Annotated in this window: 17 protein-coding genes; 10 read left to right on the forward strand and 7 right to left on the reverse strand. The window is 65.5% G+C overall.

From position 1 onward, the window contains the following. Nucleotides 1-57 precede the first annotated feature (57 nt). From ACFO5X_RS04980 to ureG, 7 genes are all read left to right on the forward strand, one after another. Nucleotides 58-396, forward strand: a complete 339-nt coding sequence (locus ACFO5X_RS04980; RefSeq protein ID WP_380716133.1) for an antifreeze protein — start codon at nucleotides 58-60, stop codon at nucleotides 394-396. A gap of 10 nt (nucleotides 397-406) precedes the next feature. After that, entirely contained in the window at nucleotides 407-2,143 is a 1,737-nt protein-coding gene (ureC, locus tag ACFO5X_RS04985; protein ID WP_380716134.1) for an urease subunit alpha, read from the forward strand. A gap of 135 nt (nucleotides 2,144-2,278) precedes the next feature. After that, nucleotides 2,279-2,509, forward strand: coding sequence for a hypothetical protein (locus tag ACFO5X_RS04990; RefSeq protein WP_380716135.1), 231 nt, complete (start codon nucleotides 2,279-2,281; stop codon nucleotides 2,507-2,509). 94 nt (nucleotides 2,510-2,603) lie between these two features. Further along, nucleotides 2,604-3,191 carry a hypothetical protein gene (locus ACFO5X_RS04995; RefSeq protein WP_380716136.1) on the forward strand — a complete coding sequence of 196 codons (588 nt, stop codon included), beginning with the start codon at nucleotides 2,604-2,606 and terminating at the stop codon, nucleotides 3,189-3,191. Then, nucleotides 3,188-3,640, forward strand: coding sequence for an urease accessory protein UreE (gene ureE, locus ACFO5X_RS05000; RefSeq protein WP_380716137.1), 453 nt, complete (start codon nucleotides 3,188-3,190; stop codon nucleotides 3,638-3,640). The genes ACFO5X_RS04995 and ureE overlap by 4 nt, the downstream gene beginning before the upstream one ends. Before the next feature lie 61 nt (nucleotides 3,641-3,701). Then, nucleotides 3,702-4,466, forward strand: coding sequence for an urease accessory protein UreF (locus ACFO5X_RS05005; RefSeq protein WP_380716138.1), 765 nt, complete (start codon nucleotides 3,702-3,704; stop codon nucleotides 4,464-4,466). Beyond that, on the forward strand, nucleotides 4,463-5,092 hold the full coding sequence (gene ureG / locus ACFO5X_RS05010) for an urease accessory protein UreG (protein WP_380716139.1): 630 nt from the start codon (nucleotides 4,463-4,465) through the stop codon (nucleotides 5,090-5,092). Before ACFO5X_RS05005 ends, ureG begins: the two co-directional genes overlap by 4 nt. Before the next feature lie 101 nt (nucleotides 5,093-5,193). Here the strand turns inward: ureG and ACFO5X_RS05015 are convergent, their stop codons facing one another. Genes ACFO5X_RS05015 through ACFO5X_RS05025 form a run of 3 tightly spaced genes read right to left on the reverse strand, consistent with a single transcriptional unit; the run spans nucleotide 5,194 to nucleotide 7,450 of the window. Continuing rightward, entirely contained in the window at nucleotides 5,194-5,631 is a 438-nt protein-coding gene (locus ACFO5X_RS05015; protein ID WP_380716140.1) for a response regulator, read from the reverse strand. Then, on the reverse strand, nucleotides 5,628-6,815 hold the full coding sequence (locus ACFO5X_RS05020) for a sensor histidine kinase (RefSeq protein WP_380716141.1): 1,188 nt from the start codon (nucleotides 6,813-6,815) through the stop codon (nucleotides 5,628-5,630). The genes ACFO5X_RS05015 and ACFO5X_RS05020 overlap by 4 nt, the downstream gene beginning before the upstream one ends. Continuing rightward, on the reverse strand, nucleotides 6,758-7,450 hold the full coding sequence (locus ACFO5X_RS05025) for a response regulator (protein ID WP_380716142.1): 693 nt from the start codon (nucleotides 7,448-7,450) through the stop codon (nucleotides 6,758-6,760). The genes ACFO5X_RS05020 and ACFO5X_RS05025 overlap by 58 nt, the downstream gene beginning before the upstream one ends. Before the next feature lie 201 nt (nucleotides 7,451-7,651). Between ACFO5X_RS05025 and ACFO5X_RS05030 the strand changes: the two genes are divergently transcribed. Then, entirely contained in the window at nucleotides 7,652-8,389 is a 738-nt protein-coding gene (locus ACFO5X_RS05030) for a sensor histidine kinase (protein ID WP_380716143.1), read from the forward strand. 3 nt (nucleotides 8,390-8,392) lie between these two features. Here ACFO5X_RS05030 and ACFO5X_RS05035 read toward each other — a convergent pair whose 3' ends face one another. After that, nucleotides 8,393-8,668, reverse strand: coding sequence for a DUF1467 family protein (locus ACFO5X_RS05035; RefSeq protein WP_380716144.1), 276 nt, complete (start codon nucleotides 8,666-8,668; stop codon nucleotides 8,393-8,395). 3 nt (nucleotides 8,669-8,671) lie between these two features. After that, a complete protein-coding gene (gene mce, locus ACFO5X_RS05040; protein WP_380716145.1) occupies nucleotides 8,672-9,076 on the reverse strand; it encodes a methylmalonyl-CoA epimerase in 405 nt (134 codons plus the stop codon). Between the two features lie 143 nt (nucleotides 9,077-9,219). On the opposite strand from mce, the gene ACFO5X_RS05045 reads away from it, so the two are divergent. Both ACFO5X_RS05045 and ACFO5X_RS05050 read left to right on the forward strand, forming a co-directional pair. Continuing rightward, nucleotides 9,220-9,936, forward strand: a complete 717-nt coding sequence (locus ACFO5X_RS05045) for a response regulator (RefSeq protein ID WP_380716146.1) — start codon at nucleotides 9,220-9,222, stop codon at nucleotides 9,934-9,936. A 1-nt stretch (nucleotide 9,937) separates the two neighbouring features. Continuing rightward, nucleotides 9,938-10,078 (forward strand): hypothetical protein, encoded by a 141-nt coding sequence (locus tag ACFO5X_RS05050; protein WP_380716147.1) that lies wholly within the window; start codon nucleotides 9,938-9,940, stop codon nucleotides 10,076-10,078. Nucleotides 10,079-10,082: 4 nt separating this feature from the next. On the opposite strand, the gene ACFO5X_RS05055 is transcribed toward ACFO5X_RS05050, so the two are convergent. Next, nucleotides 10,083-10,799 (reverse strand): GNAT family N-acetyltransferase, encoded by a 717-nt coding sequence (locus tag ACFO5X_RS05055; protein WP_380716148.1) that lies wholly within the window; start codon nucleotides 10,797-10,799, stop codon nucleotides 10,083-10,085. Nucleotides 10,800-10,838: 39 nt separating this feature from the next. Then, complete coding sequence (locus tag ACFO5X_RS05060) at nucleotides 10,839-12,017, reverse strand: DUF1501 domain-containing protein (RefSeq protein WP_380716149.1); 1,179 nt, start codon at nucleotides 12,015-12,017, stop codon at nucleotides 10,839-10,841. Nucleotides 12,018-12,021: the final 4 nt, after the last annotated feature.

Here is a 12,021-nt window from a genome sequence, read left to right on the forward strand (position 1 = left end):
GCCCATTCCGGGCGGTCACCCCGGCATGCGGTCCCTGGCTTGCACAAGGTGACCCTCATGAATCGCACTGCCTTTCCCTCCGTCTACCAGCATCAGATCGACCTCATGGCCAGCATGGGCAACGCCATGATGATGCTGGCCGAAGCCCAGGCGGTGATCGCCTTTCGCGTGCTGGGCATGGCCGGCCTGTGGTCTGTCACTGGTTCGGAAAACCGAAGGATGATGGAGGAGAAGCTGCCCGCCTTCACCGAGTCCTTTGTCGCCGCCACCCTGGCCGGATCGCGCGGCGGATCGCCCGCGCAGGTGATGGAGGCCTCGATCAAGCCGCTGCGCAAGCGGACCCGCCAGAACTCGCGCCGCCTGGCCCGGCGCGGCCCCCGCATCGCCAAGCCCTGAAGGATCGCCCATGCCCACACGGATCGCCCGCGCCGACTATGCCGCCATGTATGGCCCCACGACCGGCGACAGGCTGCGCCTGGCCGATACCGATCTGATCATCGAGGTCGAACGCGACCTGACCGCGCTGAGCGCGGGCGGCAATGCGCCGCGTTATGGCGAAGAGGTGAAGTTCGGCGGCGGCAAGGTGATCCGCGACGGCATGGGGCAAAGCCAGGTGACGCGGGCGGCGGGGGCGGTCGATACCGTGATCACGAATGCACTGATCGTCGACCACACTGGCATCTACAAGGCCGACGTGGGGCTGAAGGACGGGCGCATCCACAAGATCGGCAAGGCCGGCAACCCCGACACCCAGCCGGGCGTCGACATCATCATCGGCCCCGGCACCGAGGCGATCGCCGGCGAGGGCCGTATCCTGACCGCCGGTGGCTTCGATTCGCACATCCACTTCATCTGCCCGCAGCAGATCGAGGACGCGCTGCATTCGGGTCTGACCACCATGCTGGGCGGCGGCACCGGGCCGGCGCATGGCACACTGGCCACCACCTGCACCCCCGGCCCCTGGCATATGGCGCGGATGCTGCAGGCGGCAGATGCCTTTCCGATGAACCTGGCCTTTGCCGGCAAGGGCAATGCCTCGCTGCCCGCCGCGCTGGAAGAACAGGTGCTGGGCGGAGCCTGCGCGCTGAAGCTGCACGAGGACTGGGGGACAACCCCGGCCGCCATCGACTGCTGCCTGTCGGTGGCCGATGCGATGGACGTGCAGGTGATGATCCACACCGACACGCTGAACGAAAGCGGGTTCGTCGAGCATACGCTGAAGGCGATGAAGGGCCGCACCATCCATGCCTTCCATACCGAGGGCGCCGGCGGCGGCCATGCGCCCGATATCATCCGGGTCTGCGGCGAACAGCACGTGCTGCCTTCGTCGACCAACCCGACCCGGCCGTTCACGGTGAACACGCTGGAAGAGCACCTCGACATGCTGATGGTCTGTCACCATCTCGACAAGTCGATCCCCGAGGACGTGGCATTCGCCGAAAGCCGGATCCGGCGCGAGACCATCGCGGCCGAGGATATCCTGCATGACATGGGGGCGTTTTCGATCATCGCGAGCGACTCCCAGGCGATGGGGCGCGTGGGCGAGGTGCTGATCCGCACCTGGCAGACCGCCGACAAGATGAAGAAGCAGCGCGGCCGCCTGCCCGAGGAGCAGGGCGACAACGACAATTTCCGCGTCCGCCGTTATATCGCGAAATACACCATCAACCCGGCCATCGCCCATGGCATCAGCCGCGAGATCGGCTCGGTCGAGGAGGGCAAGCGGGCCGATCTGGTGCTGTGGAACCCGGCCTTTTTCGGGGTGAAACCCGAAATGGTGCTGATGGCCGGCACCATCGTCTGCGCCCAGATGGGCGACCCCAATGCCTCGATCCCGACGCCGCAACCGGTCTATACCCGGCCGATGTGGGGCGCCTATGGCCGGTCGGTCGAACATTCCGCCGTGACCTTCGTGTCTGCCGCGGCCCAGGACAGCGGCATCCGCGAACGGCTGGGGCTGGCGAAGCAGACCGTCGCCGTGGCCAATACCCGCAGCATCGGCAAGTCCGACCTGATCCTGAACAGCGCGACGCCCCGGATCGAAGTGAACCCGGAAACCTACGAAGTGCGCGCCGACGGGGAGCTGCTGACCTGCGAGCCGGCCAGCGTTCTGCCCATGGCGCAGCGTTATTTCCTGTTCTGAATCAGGGAGCCGGTGCGCCAATGCTGCAATTGCATAATAGCTATGCTGCAACTGCACTACCGCGCCGGGCATCGCGTGGCTATAGTCAGGGGCAAGGGGGGGAACCCGCAGTTTTGGCAAACGAGGTTTCCAGACATGGCCACGACATTCGCACCAACGACCCCGCTGAAGCGCAGCCGCTTCATGCAATCCCTCGACAATCTGATGATCGGCATCGCACAGGGCTACAAGGCCTATGTCGACCGTCAATCGCGACTCGACCAGATCAACGCGCTGCATGCGCTGTCGGACGACCAGCTGGCCGCCAAGGGCCTGCGGCGCGACGAGATCGCGCGCTACGTCTTCCGCGATCTCTATTACATCTGACCGGCGCGCCGGCCGATCCAGGCCGGCGTATCCTCCTGTCATATGCGGGAAATTCCGCTAGGCTTGCGCCATTCCTGTCGCGCGAGTCCTGCCTATGATCCGAATCCTGCTTCCCCTTATCGTCCTCACCGGCGCCGCCGAGGCAGCCTGCCCTACGGCGGACGACATGACGCGCGGCATCAAGTTCACCAGCGCGAGCGGGGAATACGAGGCCTTCCACAGCGTCGGCGCCGATATGGTCGAGGGAATGTTCGGCCTCGACAGCCATCAGGGGTCGCGGACGATGCTGGCCCGAGGGCTCTACCTTGTCGAAGTCGTCGCCATCGAGAATGGCAAGGCCGATCCCGCGACCCGCTCCACCTACAGCTTTCCGCTTCCTCCCTCGGAGATGCCGCTGCCCGTGCCCGGTGGCGGCTGGTCGGTCACGGTCGCAACCTTCGCAGACGGCCGCATCGGCTCGGAAAAACAGATCTACAGCTTTGGCCAGTTGACCCGGCAGACCTACCAGGCCTGCAGTTACGACATGATGCCGATCACCATCCGCTACCCCGACGAAAACGACCCCCAGCGCCGCGACGTCCTGCATTATCTTCCCGAACTCGGCATCTCCTACCTTGCCGAATTCCACGACAGGGACGCCTCGGACATCTACGATTACATCAGCATAGAGACCTCCCAGTGACTGACCTTGCCCTCGCCCGAATCCTGCGCCGCAAGGGCCAGTGGTCTGGCCCCGCCGACAGCTGCATCCTGACCTATGACGAACGCTTCCTGCGCCGCAAAGTGCTGTCCACCGGCAATGGCGACCGCTTCCTCGTCGATCTTGAACACACCGAATCGGTCGATCACGGCGACGCCTTCGAACTGTCCGATGGCCGCCTCGTCGCCGTAACCGCCGCAGCCGAAGAGCTGCTGGAGGTCCGCGGCGACGATCTGGTCCGCCTCGCCTGGCATATCGGCAACCGCCACACACCCTGCCAGATCGAAGGCGACCGCCTGATCATTCGTCGCAACCATGTCCTGCACGACATGCTGACGCATCTTGGAGCCGCGCTGACCGAGGTCGTCGAACCCTTTACCCCGGAGGGCGGCGCCTACGGGCACGGCCGGACTCATGGCCACGAACACTGAATCCTGCAACGTCTCCGGCGCGGCCGCCGCGCGGGGCGCACCCCGTAAAGGACCGTCGCTGATGGCGCGCCCAAGCTCCACCTTGGCCGTCCCTGCGCCGCTCCGAGCTGCAGACGCGCGCCCCCAGACTGGGCGAGCCGAATCCGGCCCGGAAAAGCCGTCGGACGGAAATCCAGGCGCGGGGCCGCTTTCAACCGACGCTGCGCTGCTGACTCTGGCGCAGTGGTTCTCGCCGGCCTTCCCCGTGGGCGCCTTCAGCTTCAGCCATGGACTCGACTGGCTGGTCAGCACTGGCACTCTGGCCGATGGCGGTGATGTGGAGCGCTGGATCTTCCACGTGATGACGCAGGGCAATGGCCGGACGGACCTCATCCTGCTTGCCCATGCCTGGCGCGGCGATGCGCCGGGCGACCTCGACACCCTCGCCCGCGCCCTCGCGCCCTCCGCAGAACGGGTGACCGAGACCGTGGAACAAGGCGGCTCCTTCACTCGGGCCGTCAATGCCGGCTGGGGCCTCGACCTGCCGACCTGCGCGTATCCGGTTGCCGCTGGCGCCGCGGCCCGCGCCTGCGGCCTCCCGCTCGCCCCCACCGCGCGCCTGTATCTCCACGCCTTCGCAGGTGCCCTTACCTCGGCTGCGACACGCGCGGTTCCCTTGGGCCAGACCGAGGCCCAGGCGATCCTGCGCAACATGTGTCCCGTCATCGATCGCCTTTGCGACGAGGCACTGGACCTGCCGCTCGACGCGATCGGCAGCGCCGCCTTTGCGGCCGACATCGCCTCGATGAACCACGAAACGCAATATTCCAGGATGTTCCGCACATGACCTCTCCGAACGGCCCGCTCCGCATTGGAATCGGCGGTCCGGTGGGCGCCGGCAAGACCACGCTCACCGCCGCCCTCTGCCGCACACTGCGCGACCGCTACTCGGTGGCTGCGATCACCAATGACATCTACACTCAGGAAGATGCGGAGGCGCTGCTGCGGCTTCAGGTCCTGCCTGCCGACCGCATTCTGGGCGTCGAAACCGGCGGCTGCCCGCATACAGCGATCCGCGAGGATGCCTCGATCAATCTTGCCGCCGTAGCAAAGATGCGCGAACGCCATCCCGATCTCGACCTGGTCATCATCGAATCCGGCGGTGACAATCTGTCGGCAACCTTTTCCCCGGAGCTTGCCGATCTGACCATTTACGTCATAGACGTGGCGGCGGGCGAGGAAATTCCCCGCAAGGGTGGGCCGGCCATCACCCGGTCTGACATCCTGGTCATCAACAAGACCGATCTTGCGCCCCATGTCGGCGCATCGCTGGAGGTCATGGAGCGTGACAGCATTCGCATGCGCGCGGGTCGCCCCTTCCATTTTGCCGCCCTGCGTCACGGAGAGGGCCTCGACCGAATCATTGCCGACATCGAAGCGATGGGCGGCCTTGGGAGGGGTCAGGCGGCCTGAGATCACACTTGCCATCCTCATAACCAGAGCACGGGCTCCCTGAGAGAATAGCACGAATCGATCAATGGCACGCCGCCCGGGACCATGGACCAAGCGGGTTCTCATGCCGCATAGCCGATGCTGCGCAGATGGGCGGAATAAAGTGCGTCGAGCGCCTCTGCCCCGGCCGCATCCAGAGGTTTTTCGGCGTATCCGCGCACCAGAGGCAGCGCTGCGGCGCGAGCCCTGTCCCGGGGACTCGACGAGGACGTGAACATGGTCACGACGAGGCTGGGCGGTCCCATGCCGCGCTGATGACGGCGGTCCAGCTCCGCAACCGTTTCAAAGCCGTCCCGTCCGGGCATGTTTATGTCCATCAGGATCAGAATGGGCAGGCCGTCCTTTGGCCAGGCTCCAGGCACCGAACAATGCGTCTCGAGAAAGGCGTCACCCGACTCGGCCTCGATGACCTCGCCAAACCCTCCGTGCCGTTCAAGCCGGCGGCGGGCCGTGTACCGGTCCACCTTTTCGTCGTCCACAATCATCGTCGGAATTTTCATGTCCAGACCCTAGCCTGCAAAGGTATGGAAAGTGTGAACACGCTCCCTTCCCCCGGCCGGGACCAGAAGGAAACGGCGCCACCAAGCCGTTCGGCTGCCCGTCGCACCAGCGTCAATCCGATGCCGTTGCCGCTGTTCGCGTGCAGCCGGTCAAACGCCCGGAACACCCGGTGCTGGCAGCTTTCATCGACCCCTATTCCATTGTCCGCGACACTGATCTGCAGGCGGTCCTCCTGCCTCTGCGAGGTGAGACGCACCTGTTGAACGGTCTTGCCCGGATCGCCAAAGCGGCAGGCATTCGACAGCAACTGGCCAAGCATCATCTCCAGCGTCCTGCGATCGGTTTCAACCATGTCGCCGTCGCGAAGTTCGACAACGAAATCCGGCGGACGGGACAGCTCGGCCGTCAATTTCGCCCGTTGGTCATCAATGACGTCGCGCAGCGAAAAATGTTCGGCCGCAACAGGCGGCGCGCGTGTCAGATCCAGCACCGTTTCGATCAGCCGGGTCCCCCGGCGCCCGATCGCAAGCGTCTCCCGCAGAATGCTGCGGATTTCGTCCAGGTTGCCGTCATCGATCTCGTCTATTGCGAGGCTCAGGAGGCCGCATATCGACGTCAGCGGCGTCTTCAGATCGTGACTGGCACTGCGCGCGATCTGCTTGAGGTCGGTGTTCAGGGCCTCCAGTTCGACCGAGCGCCGTTCCAGCTCCGCCTCGACCGCCTGGCGCACGCTGACATCGACCACTGTGACCAGCACACAGGTCTGTCCGTCCACTGAGACGGGCGCAAGGCCGAGTTCCAGGCGCCGAAGCGCTCCGCTGCGCGTCACCCCCGACAGATCCAGCCCGCCCCCCATCGGCCGCTTGAGCGGTGCGCTCAGGAAGGTCTCGCGCATGCCGTAATGGACTTGGCGCAGATGGGCGGGTACGAGGATATCGACCCCCAGGCCGGGCAGGCCACCGGGCGGATAGCAGAACAATCTGTCGAGTTCGGCATTGGTCATCAGGATCCGCCCGTCACCTGCGGCGAGAAGCAGAGGCACCGGACAGATCTCGAACATGTGGGCGAACAGGGCGAGGTCCCCGTCACCCGCCATAGGCGCAGAATCACCGAGCGCGCACACGGTCAGTGCCGCAGGCCGCCTGCATCGGCAATCACCCTGGGATCGAGCAGTGTCGCCCAAATCTGGATGCACTGCCGCTCGATGCGCTCCAGCTCGCCCGCCGTCTCGCCACTGGGATCGCGCGCCGATTTTCGCAGCGAGCGCATTTCGCGAATGACCCGCGCCAGCTTCGGCTGCAGGGTGCTGGTGTATTTCGCCATCACGTTGGCCGTGATCTCCTCGATCTCGAGTCGGCCAAGCGGGCCGTTTCCTGCCCCGTTCCAACGTTCGATGGCGCCGAGAATGCTGCTTTTCAGGCGTTCCGCCGTCATCTGATCCTTGGCGATATAGTCCGCGCAGCCCATCTTGAGCGCCTTTACCGCCACGTCGGACTTGTCGTCACCGGTGACCATGATTGCAGGACAGCTCCCGTTGACCTCGTGCCTGCGGATGCGCATCAGGGCTTCGATCCCGTCGCCGCCGGGCAGGTTGTAGTCGATCAGGATCACGTCGAAACGGTCCTGGTCCAGCATCGCCTCGAGCGCGTCCAGCGACGAGATCTCGTCCATGATGATGCCAAGGCGGGTATCATGCGAGATCCGCCGGATGCGACGACGATCAAACACGCTGTCGTCGAGCACCAGAGCCTTGATTCCCGCCGATGTGAACGGCAGGCTTCGGGCGAATTTCTCCATTTCATCAACGAGTTGTTGCATCACTCTCCTCACTTGGACCCGGTTGCACATCCGTTCCCGACATTGCCCTCACAGGCTTACCCAGCGGTTAATGCAGCCGCCCGCAGTCCGGGTTTTCGTTTCAATTTCTATGCAATCCGGCTGGCTGGACCGCCGGGAGTTAAGAGCCTGTTAGGCGTTGTGCGCTATTGCTTGCGGCGCAGTCATGCGGCGAGGAGACAGATGGACGTAGGCAGCACGCAGGATCCGGCCATGGCGGCCCCGGTCACGCCGGCACGGGAATTCGAGGATTTCATCTATCTTGTCAGTCACGACGTGCGCAGTTCGGTGCGCGCGCTGATCGAACTGCCGCAATGGATCGAAGAAGACCTGCGCGCCGAGGGCGTGCGGATCGGCGGATCGCTCGCGGAAAACCTGGCGCTGATGAATACCCATATGCGTCGCCTCGACCGGATGCTGATCGACCTGCTGATCTACTCGCGGATCGGCCGGATGCAATCCGGGGGCGATATCGACTGGAACGAGGTGATCGACGACGTGCTGGAGCAGACGCGGATGCCGCCAGGATTCCATCTTGTCCGCGACATCCAGGCCCCTACGATGCGGATGGGACGAAATGACGCCGTTACCCTGGTGTCCTCACTTCTGTCGAATGGCGTCAAGCATCACGATCGCCCGCAGGGCACCCTGCGCATCGCCACACGCGAAGAGAATAGCTGGGTCCGCCTTGACGTCATCGACGACGGGCCGGGAATTCCAAAGGAGTCACGCAGCAAGGTCTTCGAGGTGATGACGACCCTGAAGCCGCGCGATCTGATCGAGGGCAGCGGCATGGGGCTGGCCAACGTGCGCAAGATCGTGAGCCACTACGGCGGCCGCCTTGAGTGGCGCGACACAGGCGGAACGCGCGGATGTCACCTTGCTGTCTATTTTCAGAAGACAGGGCAGCCGCTGCATTGACCTCTAGAAGGATTCCCGCCCGGGTCGGAAAACGTCGATGTCATCCATGGTGATCCAGCCCGACAGGATAACTCCCGCCACAATCACCCAGATCCCGAGGGCGACCAGACTGACGACGATGGCCTTCCGTCTGAGGTGGTGCACCTCTGGAGCGCCGGCATGGGTACCCGGCTCGATCTTCCCCGCGTCGCCCTGGGTTTTCACCCGGATGGGCAGGGCCACAAAGAAACAAAGGAACCAGATGACCACGTAAAGAACAATTGCCGATGTCGGACCCATCGTTCAGACCTGTTCCAGTTCGACCAGGCACCCGTTGAAGTCTTTCGGATGCAGAAAGAGGACCGGCTTGCCATGTGCGCCGATCTTCGGCTCGCCCGACCCCAGCACTCGAGCACCGCTGGCCTTCAGATGATCGCGCGCGGCGAGGATGTCCTCGACCTCGTAGCAGATGTGATGGATGCCGCCGGCCGGGTTCTTCTCCAGAAAACCAGCGATCGGGCTGGCATCTCCCAGCGGATGCAGCAATTCGATCTTCGTATTGGGCAACTCGATGAAGACGACCGTCACGCCGTGGTCCGGCTCTTCCTGTGGGGCTCCCACCTTCGCGCCCAGCGCGTCACGATAAAGCGCCGTGGCCGCCGTCAGATCGGGCACGGCAATGGCGACATGGTTCAGACGGCCGATCATGTGGCTCTCCCTCGGTTGCTGCACCGGTTATGCGGCCCGTCTGGGCGGAGGGCAAGTGCGCGATTGCGCGCAACGGTGCGCTGTTAACCGGGCATTAGCCCCGCCGCAGGTAGCCTTCCGGCAGATCCCGATTGGAGAGGACCATGAATGATTCGGACTCCCTGCGCGCCCCGCCCCCCGTCCCCACAGCCAGCCGCCCCCTGCTGGGGCTGACCGTCCTCGCTGTCGAAGACAGCCGTTTCGCCAGCGAGGCGCTGCGCCTGCTCTGCCTGCGCAGCGGCGCGCGCATCCGCCGTGCCGACAGCCTGCGGGCGGCGCGGCGGCACCTCCAGGTCTATCGCCCGACCGCGGTGATCGTGGATCTGGGCCTGCCCGACGGGTCGGGGACAGATCTGATCGCCGAACTGCACCGGGCGACACCGCGCGTCGGGATAGTTCTCGGCGCCTCGGCCGATCCCGCAGGCGAGGACAGGGCGCTGGCGGCGGGTGCCGATGGCTATCTGGCCAAACCGGTCACCGCTCTGGCCGCGTTTCAGTCAACCATCCTCTCGCGCCTGCCGATCGAGCGCCGGCCCGCCGGGCTGCGAGCCGTCACCGAAGAGCATGTCGCGCCCGATCCGCTCGCGCTTCAGGACGATCTGGCGCAGATCGCCGGCAGGCTGGAGGGCGCGGCACCCGAGGAGATCGGATATATCGCGCAGTTCCTCGGCGGCCTGGCCCACAGCGTCAATGACCGGGCCCTGGCCGCCGCGGCCGCCGCCCTGGCCGACGCGCGTTCGTCCGGCGGCCCGGTCGCCCCGTGTCGCGCGTATCTCGCCGGTCTGCTGCGCCGGCGCCTGAACGAACAACAGGTGATCTGAAATGGTGGAAAGCTTCCTGATTGCCATCGCAGCGCTGCTGATCGCGCTTTACGTCCAGGCCCGCCGCGCCGCCCGCGCGATCCGCGAACGCACAGTTGACCGGCCAACGATCCTCGACGGGTTGACCGGCCGAAATGGCTGACGGCTCACCCCAGGTCCGGATCGCGCATCACCAGCACCGAGCGCGTCAGATCGGCAAGGGTTTGCCGCTGTGCGCCGGATGCGTCGAAGTTGGCTGGGTCCAGCCACGCACCGAAGGCCGCCTTCAGCAAGGGCCATTCCCTGTCGATACAGGCAAACCAGGCGGTATCCCGATTGCGGCCCTTCACCACGAGCGCCTGACGGAAGATGCCCTCGTAGCTGAAACCCAGCCGCTGGGCCGCCACCCGCGAGGGGCGGTTCAGCGAATTGCACTTCCACTCATAGCGGCGATAGCCCGCATCGAACGCCCATCCCATCATCAGCGCCATCGCTTCGGTCGCGGCGCGCGTGCGCTGCAGCGCGGGCGCGAAACAGATGTTGCCCACCTCGATCGAACCGGTCTCGGGCGCAATGCGCAGATAGCTCGCCACGCCGGACACCGCCCCGCTCTCAAGATCGGTGATCGCGTAAAAGAACGGGTCCTCGCCCTGTGCCGCCGTCTCTGCCCAGGCCTGATAGTCGGACGCCGTGCGGAACGGGCCGTTGGGCATGTAATCCCAAAGCCAGGAGTGCCCGTCGAAGGCGTCGAACAGCGGCCGAGCATGGCGCTGCGAGTCCAGCCGGTCCAGCCGGGCGTAACGCCCCTCCAGCACCACGGCATCGGGGCGGCGGGGCGGGGTCCAGTTTTCGACAATCGGACCGAGAGGTCTGTCCTTGATCATGTGCGCGACACTAGCCGGGCGTTCTGGCCCGGCCAAGCGCTATCGCAAAAACCCAGCATCGCGGCCCATGTCGAGCCCGGGAAAGACCACCTGTTCCATGGCTGTCCGGTCCAGGCCGGTCAATCCACGCAAAATCCAGGCCGCCGGGGCGCGCACATCGCCGGTGGGCGTAAGATCGCGCCGTTCGAACAGGGACGCTTCGTCGAGGCCCGGCCATTGGCCATGGACTTTCCCGCCGCGCACCATGCCGCCGGCCAGGACCATTGCCCCGCCGGTGCCGTGGTCGGTGCCATCGGTTCCATTGATCCGCACCGTGCGCCCGAATTCGGTCATCGCGACAATCGCGGTCCGCCCCCAGACGGCCGGGCCGAGACTGTCGCGCAGGGTGGTGATGGTGCCGGCCAGCCGCTCCAGCGCCGGCACGATGGTTTTGACCTGCCGCCCGTGGGTGTCCCAGCCATTGATCGAAAAGGCCGCGATCCGGGTATCCCCGCGCAGCTGCTCGGCAGCGAACCGGGCCACTTCGACATGGGCATCGGCCTTTTCCGGCTGGCCCGGAAGCCCCATGCCGCCGCTCGCCAGCATGGAGGCTTCGGTAAAGGCCGCGTGGAACGCCGGGTCATCCTGCATCACCCGTTCGGCCAGCCGCATGGCCTGCGGGCTGAGCGCCAGATCGACCTCGGGCGTCCAGTCGGCCACCGGAGCGGGACCACTCAGCACCTTCATTTCGCCATGCCCGATGGCGAAGGCAGTGCGCGACTCGACTCCAGGCACCTGGGTCAGCAGTCGGTTCAGCCATCCGTCGCGCACCTGCCCCAGAGCGTTCGCACCCGCTTCGAGAATGTCCTGCCCGTCGAAATGACTGCGCTTGTCCCGATAAGGCGTGGAAACGGCATGCACAAAGCCCAGGTCGCCGGCGCTCCACAGGGGCATCAGCGGCGCCAGGCCGGGGTGAAGCGAGAAGAACCCGTCCAGATCGGCAGCACCAGCCTGCGGACCGCCGGCCAAGGCGCCGCGCACGGAAGCGTAATCGGGGTCGCCATAGGGCTGCACGACATCCAGACCGTCCATCGCGCCGCGCAGGACGATGACGACCAGCCGGGCATCCCAGGGCGCCGCGGCGAGACTGATGCGGGTCAGGAAGGGGCTTGCCGCCGCGGAACAGCCGATCAGGGCCGAACGGGCAAGGAAGGCGCGGCGAGAGAGGTCTGTGGCCATGTCG

The sequence above is a fragment of the Seohaeicola nanhaiensis genome, assembly GCF_042654245.1.
In the GTDB taxonomy this organism is placed as follows: Bacteria; Pseudomonadota; Alphaproteobacteria; order Rhodobacterales; family Rhodobacteraceae; genus Seohaeicola_A; species Seohaeicola_A nanhaiensis.

Excerpts from the sequence above, each read along its gene's own strand:
- ACFO5X_RS04980 (WP_380716133.1), top strand. The coding sequence starts at position 58 with ATGAATCGCACTGCCTTTCCCTCCGTCTACCAGCATCAGATCGACCTC.
- ureC (WP_380716134.1), top strand. The coding sequence starts at position 407 with ATGCCCACACGGATCGCCCGCGCCGACTATGCCGCCATGTATGGCCCC.
- ACFO5X_RS04990 (WP_380716135.1), top strand. The coding sequence starts at position 2,279 with ATGGCCACGACATTCGCACCAACGACCCCGCTGAAGCGCAGCCGCTTC.
- ACFO5X_RS04995 (WP_380716136.1), top strand. The coding sequence starts at position 2,604 with ATGATCCGAATCCTGCTTCCCCTTATCGTCCTCACCGGCGCCGCCGAG.
- ACFO5X_RS05005 (WP_380716138.1), top strand. The coding sequence starts at position 3,702 with ATGGCGCGCCCAAGCTCCACCTTGGCCGTCCCTGCGCCGCTCCGAGCT.
- ureG (WP_380716139.1), top strand. The coding sequence starts at position 4,463 with ATGACCTCTCCGAACGGCCCGCTCCGCATTGGAATCGGCGGTCCGGTG.
- ACFO5X_RS05015 (WP_380716140.1), bottom strand. The coding sequence starts at position 5,631 with ATGAAAATTCCGACGATGATTGTGGACGACGAAAAGGTGGACCGGTAC.
- ACFO5X_RS05025 (WP_380716142.1), bottom strand. The coding sequence starts at position 7,450 with ATGCAACAACTCGTTGATGAAATGGAGAAATTCGCCCGAAGCCTGCCG.
- ACFO5X_RS05030 (WP_380716143.1), top strand. The coding sequence starts at position 7,652 with ATGGACGTAGGCAGCACGCAGGATCCGGCCATGGCGGCCCCGGTCACG.
- ACFO5X_RS05035 (WP_380716144.1), bottom strand. The coding sequence starts at position 8,668 with ATGGGTCCGACATCGGCAATTGTTCTTTACGTGGTCATCTGGTTCCTT.
- mce (WP_380716145.1), bottom strand. The coding sequence starts at position 9,076 with ATGATCGGCCGTCTGAACCATGTCGCCATTGCCGTGCCCGATCTGACG.
- ACFO5X_RS05045 (WP_380716146.1), top strand. The coding sequence starts at position 9,220 with ATGAATGATTCGGACTCCCTGCGCGCCCCGCCCCCCGTCCCCACAGCC.
- ACFO5X_RS05050 (WP_380716147.1), top strand. The coding sequence starts at position 9,938 with ATGGTGGAAAGCTTCCTGATTGCCATCGCAGCGCTGCTGATCGCGCTT.
- ACFO5X_RS05055 (WP_380716148.1), bottom strand. The coding sequence starts at position 10,799 with ATGATCAAGGACAGACCTCTCGGTCCGATTGTCGAAAACTGGACCCCG.
- ACFO5X_RS05060 (WP_380716149.1), bottom strand. The coding sequence starts at position 12,017 with ATGGCCACAGACCTCTCTCGCCGCGCCTTCCTTGCCCGTTCGGCCCTG.